Annotated in this window: 6 protein-coding genes and 1 pseudogene; 1 reads left to right on the top strand and 6 read right to left on the bottom strand. The window is 73.1% G+C overall.

What is annotated here, in order from left to right:
- Positions 1-264 precede the first annotated feature (264 nt).
- The gene (locus tag GUY61_RS32140) at positions 265-1788 is read right to left on the bottom strand and encodes a PHB depolymerase family esterase (RefSeq protein ID WP_166633851.1); all 1524 of its coding nucleotides are present in this window, start codon (positions 1786-1788) and stop codon (positions 265-267) included.
- Between the two features lie 295 nt (positions 1789-2083).
- Here GUY61_RS32140 and GUY61_RS32135 point away from each other — a divergent pair, with 295 nt between their 5' ends.
- The gene (locus GUY61_RS32135) at positions 2084-2515 is read left to right on the top strand and encodes a hypothetical protein (RefSeq protein ID WP_398957660.1); all 432 of its coding nucleotides are present in this window, start codon (positions 2084-2086) and stop codon (positions 2513-2515) included.
- 86 nt (positions 2516-2601) lie between these two features.
- On the opposite strand, the gene GUY61_RS32130 is transcribed toward GUY61_RS32135, so the two are convergent.
- The 5 genes and pseudogenes from GUY61_RS32130 to GUY61_RS32110 form a co-directional block, all read right to left on the bottom strand.
- On the bottom strand, positions 2602-2985 hold the full coding sequence (locus tag GUY61_RS32130; protein WP_166633850.1) for a DUF6892 domain-containing protein: 384 nt from the start codon (positions 2983-2985) through the stop codon (positions 2602-2604).
- Between the two features lie 184 nt (positions 2986-3169).
- Positions 3170-4531 (bottom strand): carotenoid oxygenase family protein, encoded by a 1362-nt coding sequence (locus GUY61_RS32125; RefSeq protein WP_166633849.1) that lies wholly within the window; start codon positions 4529-4531, stop codon positions 3170-3172.
- Between the two features lie 156 nt (positions 4532-4687).
- On the bottom strand, positions 4688-5179 hold the full coding sequence (locus GUY61_RS32120) for an SRPBCC family protein (RefSeq protein ID WP_208106725.1): 492 nt from the start codon (positions 5177-5179) through the stop codon (positions 4688-4690).
- 90 nt (positions 5180-5269) lie between these two features.
- Positions 5270-6637, bottom strand: a complete 1368-nt coding sequence (locus GUY61_RS32115; RefSeq protein ID WP_313896971.1) for an MFS transporter — start codon at positions 6635-6637, stop codon at positions 5270-5272.
- Between the two features lie 87 nt (positions 6638-6724).
- Positions 6725-6855: pseudogene (locus GUY61_RS32110) on the bottom strand (histidine kinase); the annotation flags it as partial.

Here is a 6855-nt window from a genome sequence, read left to right as displayed (position 1 = left end):
GGGCCGGTGCGCCGGTCAGGGCCAGGAGGGCGGCGAAGGCCGCGGCGTGCCGCCGCGGGGGCGCGCCGGCGCTTCTCAAGGGGGACATCGATCCTCCGGCAGGGCTCGGGGTCAGGGCTCGGATGGTCTGCCAGGCCGGAGGCTAGGCCGGGGAGGAGTCGGTCGGACATGGGTCCGGGCACCATGGTGACGGACCCCGCAGCGTTGTCCGTCACCATGGTGGGAGGGGCAGTCGGACTGACCCCGGGGTGGCTTGACGAGAGGTCAGGGACAGCCGGAATCGGCGAGCACGAAGTGCCCGGCGGGTGACTCCTTCAGCGTGTGGGTGACGAAGGTGTTGTACAGGCCCATGTTCTGGTTCGAGCCCTTCGCGTACGTGTAGCCGCCGCTCGTCGTCGCCCGTCCCGTCTGCACGTGCTGGTAGTTGCTGCTCGTCCAGCAGGCCGCCGCGCCGCCCGTGGTGGACACGGCGACCGTCGCCGAGCGGGCGCCCTGGGTTCCCTGTCCGTCGCGGGCGGCCACTGCGTACGCGTAAGTGGTGCCCGGGGACAGTCCGGTGTCCGTGTACGGCGGGGCCGTGGGTGTGGCGATCCGGACGCCGTCCCTGAGGACCGCGTAGTCGGCGGCGCCGTCCACCGGCTGCCAGTCCAGGGTGACGGTGCCGTCGGTCACGGCGGCCGGACCGAGGCCGGTGGGCGCTGGCAGGCCGCCGGGTTCCTCACCGCCCTCTCCGTCGCCTCCCAGCCCGAAGAACCCGGTGATCCAGTGGCTGGAGCAGATGCTGTCGAGGAAGTACGCGGCGCCGGTGCCGCCGCACTGTCCGGCCCCGGTCCCCGGATCGACCGGGGTGCCGTGCCCGATGCCGGGCACCCGGTCGACCTCGACGGCGACCGTGCCGTCGGCCGTCGTGTACTGCTCCCTGCGTGTCGCGTTCGGGCCGATCTCGTCGGTGCGGGCCGGCGTCTGGGACAGGCCGTGGACGGCGGTCCACTGGTCCCTCAGTTCGTCGGCGCCGCGCGGGGCCACGGTGGTGTCCCGGTCGCCGTGCCAGACGGCCACCCGCGGCCAGGGCCCGGCCCAGGAGGGGTATGCCTCGCGCACACTCTGCGCCCACTGGGCCGGGGTGCGGTCCACCCCCGGGTTCATGCAGCCGTAGGCGGCCGCGACGTCCCTGGCACAGTCGTACGGCAGACCGGCGACGACCGCCCCCGCGGCGAAGACGTCCGGGTACGCGGCGAGCATCACCGAGGTCATGGCTCCACCGGCGGAGAGCCCGGTGACGTACGCGCGGCCCGGGTCCGCCCCGTAGGCGGACACCGCGTGCGCGACCATCTGCCGGACCGAGGCGGCCTCGCCCTGCCCGCGCCGGCTGTCCGAGGTCTGGAACCAGTTGAAGCACTTTTTGAGGTTGTTGGACGCGGACTGTTCGGCCAGCACGAGGAGGAAGCCGTCGCGCTCGGCGAGCTCGGCGAGCCCTGAGTTGTCGGCGTAGACCTGGGCGCTCTGGGTGCAGCCGTGCAGGGCGACCACGAGCGGCGGGTCTGCGGGCAGGGAGGCGGGCCGGTACACGTACATGCCCAGTTGCCCCGGGTTGGCGCCGAAGTCGGCGACCCGCGTCAGCCCGACCGCCGCCCGCGCCGACGGGGCGGGTCCCGCGAGCGCAGCGGCAAGCACGAGGATCAGGGCGGCGGCCAGCCGCAGCGGCCACGCCGCGTGCCGTGTCCGCACACGGGGCGGAGGTGGTGGTGGCGTCGGTGCGTGGGGGTGCGGGGGAATCGTCGGCGGCATCGCGGCTCTCCTGTCGTGGGGCCCCGGCATACGGCCGGCCGCCGGTCGCGGCCGGCCGCCGGAAGGACCGGGATGGCGGCACCGTAGGAACGGCCGGGCCGGCGCGACATGGCCGTGCACGACACAGTCGGGTGTCGCTTCGAAGGGTCCCAGCGGGTTGTCAGGAGCCTGGCGTGACTGCGCGATTCCGGCGAAATTGCCGAGTAGGGCCACCGGTGTCAGCCTGGAATGGCAATGGCATGTACGGGGCCGCCCTACCCGCGAGGCGGGACGGCAGCTGCGGAAGGAACACGACATGACCACTCACGTGGGTGACACGGGCCATCGGCGCACGGCCGAGATGCCCTCCAGCCCGTGGGCACTGGGATGGACGGCCGCGGCCGCGGCTCTGATGGTGTTCGGCGGCGTCATGGCCATCTTCGAGGGCATCGCGGCGATCGCCGAGGACGATGTGTTCGTCACGACACCGAACTTCACCTACGCGTTCAGCCTCGCCGGATGGGGCTGGGTCCATCTGATCCTCGGCGTGGTCGTCCTGCTCGCCGGTGCCGCCCTGTTCACGGGTGCCACCTGGGCCAGGGTGGTGGGCGTCGCCCTCGCCGGGCTGAGCATGCTGGCCAACTTCCTCTGGCTGCCTTACGCCCCGGTCTGGGCGATCGTGCTGATCGTCATCGACGGGTTCATCATCTGGGCGCTGTGTTCGCCGCGCGAGGAGGCCACGGTCTGAGCCGGGCGACGACGGACGCGTCGAGCGACGCGGCACGAGCGGCGGACCGGCCGGCCGCCGGCCCGCCGCGGCCGGCGACCGGCCTGTCAGTCCTCGATCGTGATGCCCCGGTCGGTGTACAGGGCGCGCACCTCGGCGGGGAGGGGATCGGGGGTCCAGACCGTGTGCAGGGCGGGAAGGCCCGCGAGCGGGGCGTGGTCGCGGATCCCGAAGTAGTCGTCCTCACCGTCCCAGCCGGGCCAGATGTCCTGGTAGATCTGCAGGCCGCCGTCGAAGGTGAGCGCGGTGACCTGGGCGAGGGCCTCGTCCGGGATCACCAGGGCGCGGTAGTACGCGAGCGCGCTCTCGTCGATCCGGTCCCACTCGGGGTCGGATTCCGGCATGTACGCGGGCAGTATTTCCAGGTCGTGGCACAGGGTTTCCAGGACGACGAGCTTCGCGTTGAAATCGTCAAGCACCGTTGTGGTCATGGTCGGTGACGTCTCGCATCTCTCGTGACGGGGCAGCCGTGCCGGGCACGGCGCGGTGCGCGGCGGCGCGGGCCGGGGCGACACCCTACCCGCCGCGGGCGACGCGGCCGGAGTCCGCCCGGGGCACCGGGTCCGGCCGCCTCGCCGAGCGGTCCTCGGACGCGGCCCGGTCAGGGAGCGGGCGTCAGGCCCGGCTGCCGGTGTCGTCCGGGATCCAGGAGCCGTGGATGGTCGCCGGCACCCGGCGCGGCAGGTGAATGGTGGCGACGGGGTCCCTGGACAGGTCGGAGGCGTCGAGGACGAGCAGCTTCGAGGCGTCCCGGTTCAGGTCGCCGACCACGGTCAGGAGGTAGCCCGCGTCCTCGTCGGCGGAGTCCCTCGCGGGGACGAAAACGGCCTCGCTGGGCAGTTGTCCCGTGCCGACGTGCCGTATCCGGCGCTCGCCGGTCCTGCGGTCGTACTTGACGATGCCGTGGTTGCCGATCCCGAGGTCGTCGGGGAAGCAGACGGCGTACTGGTAGCGGTGCTCGCTGCCGAGGAACTCCTCGTTGATGGTGGGGAACTCCGTGACCAGATCGTCGATCCGCTCCTCAGTGGTCGCTCCCGTCACCGGGTCCACCGTCCACCGGCGCTGCACGGAGCCGGAGTTGGGTTCGGCGCCGTGCTCGAAGGACACGCCCGCCCACCAGTTCCAGGAACGGTGCCAGCCGGCGCGGTCCACGGAGGGGCCCTCGACGACGACCCGCCCGTGCCCGTCCTCGTAGGCATTGGCGAAGTGCAGGGCCTGGCCCTGGCCGATGTCGTACCAGCGGATCCGGCGCGCCCCGTCGGCGCCCCGCGGCATGATGCCGATGCGCGGCTGCTCGGTGTCGCTCCAGCTGTAGGGGATGCCCGAGTGCTCGGCCGGGTCGAAGGTCACGGACATCTCGATGAAGACCACGTGGTTCTTCGTGAGCGCGAAGTCGTGCTTGAGCGCGGCAGTGGCTCCCGGGACCTCCTGGCTGTACAGGATGTCGCCCTTCGGGGAGGCCACGTGGTGGATCAGGAACGGGGGGAACGGCGACGAGGCGAAGAAGTGCAGTTCGCCGGTGACCGGGTCCTCCTTCGGGTGGGCGGTCATGGCCGTCGTCAGTTTGCCGCCGAAGTCGAAGGCGCCCACCGTTTCGAGGTCGGCCGTCAGCTCGAAGGGGAGCGCGGACTCGCACAGGGCGAGGAGTCGTCCGCCGTGCTCGACGACGTGTGTTCCCGCGGTGCTCGCGGTGAGGTCGGGGCCCTTCTCGGTCATGTAGGGAGCGCCGTCGAGGGCGGGGGTGTGCACCCAGCGGTTGCGGTACCACTCGGCGCGCCCGTCGCGCAGCCGCACGCCGTGCACCATGCCGCTGCCCTTGAACCAGTGGGTGGGGGTGACGCCGGGTTTCGGGTTGTGGCTGTTGCGGACCAGTCGCCCCTCGAGCTCGGGCGGGATGGCGCCCTCCACCGTCAGCCCGGCGGCGGTGATCTCGTCGGCGACGGGGGTGTAGTGACCGGTCAGATAGGGCTTGTTCATCGGTGGTGCCTTTCTCGGTGAGTTGTCGTCGCGGTGGAACGTGCGGTGGAACGTGCGGTGCGCGGCCCTGCGGCGAGCGCGCGGCGGCGGTCGTGCGGCGCGGGTGCGGCGGGTGGCCGTGCGAGAGGCGTGCGGACTCGCACGGTGGGTCGTGCGCTAGCGGGTCCGGCCCGCTTCCGAGGCGGCCGCGGCAGCCTCGGCACGTGCCGTCAGGTGGCCGAGCCACTGCTCCAGCGACTGCCGCAGTGCCTGCTCGAGCTGGTCGCGCGCCGCCTCGGCCGGCTCGCCGCTCCACGACTCTTCGGTGCGCACCGTGACCAGGCCGCCGGCCTCTTCGAACGCCCAGACGTGGATGCCCTCGATCCCCTGGGCCGGGCCTCCCCAGACGATGCGCCGGCCCGGCAGCACCTGGTGAAGCGTGGAGGTGATGTCCATTCCGTGGGTCAGCCAGCGGAAGCTGCTGCCGGGGGCGAGCGGGCCGTCGAGGCAGGACCGGTCGATGTCGGGGTTCCAGTCGGACCAGGAGTCGATGTCGGTGTGGATGGCCCAGACGTCGGCGAGGGACGCCCGGACCGTTGCCTGAACGCGTACGACGATCGGGGCGTCGGCGTCGACCGCGGTGACGGGGGCCTTGGAAATGGGGTTCATACGGGTCTCCTTGACTGATATGTGCGGTCGGGTGTCGTACGGTCGGCCGTTGCCGGGGGGCGGGTCACGGCCGGGTTACGGGGGACGGGGTCAGGCGGCGGATTGCGGTGCGGCGTCCGCCGTTCGGCGGTACAGCAGGGGGGTCAGGGCGCTCGCCGCGGCCACCGCGGCGGCGCAGACGAGGAACGCGAGGCGGTAGCCGCCGGTGAGCGCCTCCGCATGCGAGTGGCCGGGGGCCAGGGCACCCGAGCGGGCGGCGGCGAGGGTGCTCAGCGCCGCCAGGCCGAGCGCACCGCCGATCTGGCGGGTGGTGTTCACCAGGCCGCCCGCCAGCCCGGCGTCGCCCGCCGGTACGCCCGCCATGGCGGCGCCGGTGAGCTGGACGAAGACGATGCCGAGGCCGAGGCCGACAGCGAGGGAGGGACCGAGTACGTCCGACCGGAAGGTGCCCTGCGCCGAGAGTGCTGACAGCCACAGCAGCCCTGCGGCCAGGGTCAGTTGGCCCGTGGTGAGAGTGACGGCCGGTCCCAGCCGGCGGGCGAGCCGCGGCGCCAGGGACGACCCGGCCATGTTGGCCGCCGCCAGTGGCAGTTGTGAGAGGCCGGTACGCAAGGGGCTGTCCCCGAGCACCTGTTGCTGGTAGAGGGGCAGGAAGAAGAACAGGCTGATCCAGACCGCGCCGACGAGTGTCATGGCGAGGTTGGCGGGGCCGACCGAGCCCGTGGTGAGCAGGCGGGGCGGCAGCAGCGGAGCGGGGTGCCGTCGTTCGGTGAGGGCGAAGACCACCAGCAGGACGACGGCGGCCGCGCCCCCGCCCAGGACCACGGGATCGGTCCAGCCCGTGCGGCCGGCCGTGGCGAGGGCGTGCACGAGGGCGATCAGGCCGGTGGTGACAGTGAGGGCTCCGGTGACGTCGAGGCGGCCTGAGCCGCGTCCCGGAGAGGCGTCGGCGGGCCGATCCGCGGGGACGAGCAGGGTCGTCGCGACGACAACGGCGGCCGCGGCCAGCGCGCTCGCGTGGAAGACGGACCGCCATCCGAGGCTCTGGGTGAGGGCTCCCCCGAGGAGCACCCCGGCGGCGCCTCCCGCTCCGGAGACCGCGCCCCACACACCCAGGGCCCTGCCTCTCCCGGGGCCGGCCGGAAAGAGCCGTACGACCAGGGACAGGGCCGCCGGTGCCATGGCCGCGGCGCCGACGCCCTGCACGGCGCGGGCCGTGACGAGCGCCCAAGGCGTTGTCGCGAGCCCGGCAGCCGCGGAGGCGGCGGTGAAGACGAGGAGGCCGGCGAGGAGGACCCGGCGCCGTCCGGCCAGGTCGGCCGCGCGTCCACCCAGCAGCAGGAGCGCTCCGAAGGCGAGTACGTAGGCGTTGACGACCCACGACAGGCCGGTGCCGGAGAGGCCGACACCGCCCGCGACAGCGGGGAGGGCGACGTTGACGATGGAGGTGCTGAGCACGACGACGAACTGCGCGGCGGCCAGCGCGGCCAGCGCCACGCCGGGGTGGGACGGCGTCGACGTCGACCTCGGAGTGGACGTGGGAGTCGGCGTCCGGCCGCTTGTCCATGACATGCGCCGCGACCCCCGCCTGGACGTTCACCAGCGCGATGTGGTGCGCGACCACGTCGTGCAGGTCGCGGGCGATCCGCAGCCGCTCCTCGGCGACGCGGCGCCGT

This window comes from Streptomyces sp. GC420, from assembly GCF_009916105.1.
Taxonomy (GTDB): Bacteria; Actinomycetota; Actinomycetes; order Streptomycetales; family Streptomycetaceae; genus Streptomyces.
Note: the sequence above shows the minus strand (reverse complement) of the source record. Positions and strands in the feature narration are given on the sequence as shown.